Source organism: Globicatella sanguinis NBRC 15551 (assembly GCF_001552295.1).
In the GTDB taxonomy this organism is placed as follows: Bacteria; Bacillota; Bacilli; order Lactobacillales; family Aerococcaceae; genus Globicatella; species Globicatella sanguinis.
This window is the reverse complement of sequence record NZ_BCQX01000226.1, coordinates 1-1,196: the sequence shown is the minus strand read 5'-3', so window position 1 is coordinate 1,196 and position 1,196 is coordinate 1. Positions and strand designations below refer to the sequence as shown.

Below are 1,196 nucleotides of genomic sequence, written 5' to 3'. Positions count from 1 at the left end.
CAGTCTGGGGGGAGACTAAGCGAAAATCATTCGATTTTCTACTTCTGGTCCACTCTTTTTTATTGTAATAAAACAAATAATTAACAAATAAATTTACATTTTCATAGTGTTTTCAATTTACCTTAAAAAATAGCAGATGGGAACGTTTACTTTACCAAAAGTCACTTTTATTGTCAGGGTACATTTGCTATAATATTGACATGATATAAATAGGAGTGACGAAATGGAAGTACAAAATCGTGGTTTAATTGGAAGTATAACCCATAGTATTAACAAGAAAGAAGAGTTGTTTGATAAAAGTATTGCGCGTTATATGGTGCGTTCGATGCTAGCGTGTCTTTTCTTAACAATGGGGGTAGCTATCGCCAGTTTTATCGCAGGAAAAGCAGATGCTTTAGTGCCAAATATGGGGAAATTTTTCTATTCATTTATGTTCAGTTGGTCATTGATTATGATTATTTATATGAATGCTGAACTTGGAACCTCTAATATGATGTATATGACTGTTGCCATGCATCGTAAAATTTTACCTGTATCTAAAGCTTTAAAAATTTTATTAACTTGTATTTTATTTAATGCAATTGGTGCAGTTATTGCGAGCTTTATTATGTCATTTACACAAGCTTATAGCACTTTAGAACCTGATCATTATTTATTTGTAGCTACTACAGCTAAATTAGCTAAATCACCACTACAACAATTTGCTGAAGGTATTTTTGCCAATGTGATTGTTAATACCGCTGTATTTTGTAGTATTCGTATGAAAGACGATGCCGGAAAAGTATTTGCTATGATTTTTATTATTTTCATTTTTGCATTCTTAGGTTTTGAGCACGTTATTGCTAACTTTTCAACTTTTGCATTGTCGTTCTTTGCCAATGGTGGACCTGTTGAAGGTATGACTGTACTTTCAGTTTTATCTAACTTCTTATGGTCTGGTTTAGGTAACTACGTCGGTGGAGGAATCTTTATCGGTTTAGTTTATAGTTGGTTAAATAATAAAAGTGAGTTATACTTCGATTAATTTTATAAAAGAGTCTTGATAGAATGAAGAGTTCTTTCAAGGCTCTTTTATTTTTGATTAAAATGAGTTGTGTTATTGTTAGACTAAGAGGCTGGGCATAAACTTGATAAATTTAGTCAAAAATATTGTTCGTTAATTAATAGCGCAGGGGTTAAGTGACCTCAAACTGCTT

1 protein-coding gene is annotated in these 1,196 nt (G+C 32.0%); it reads left to right on the top strand.

The genetic code is table 11. The features are described 5' to 3' along the window. The first annotated feature begins 223 nt into the window (after positions 1 to 223). A complete protein-coding gene (locus GSA01S_RS10245; protein ID WP_066127308.1) occupies positions 224 to 1,024 on the top strand; it encodes a formate/nitrite transporter family protein in 801 nt (266 codons plus the stop codon). Positions 1,025 to 1,196: the final 172 nt, after the last annotated feature.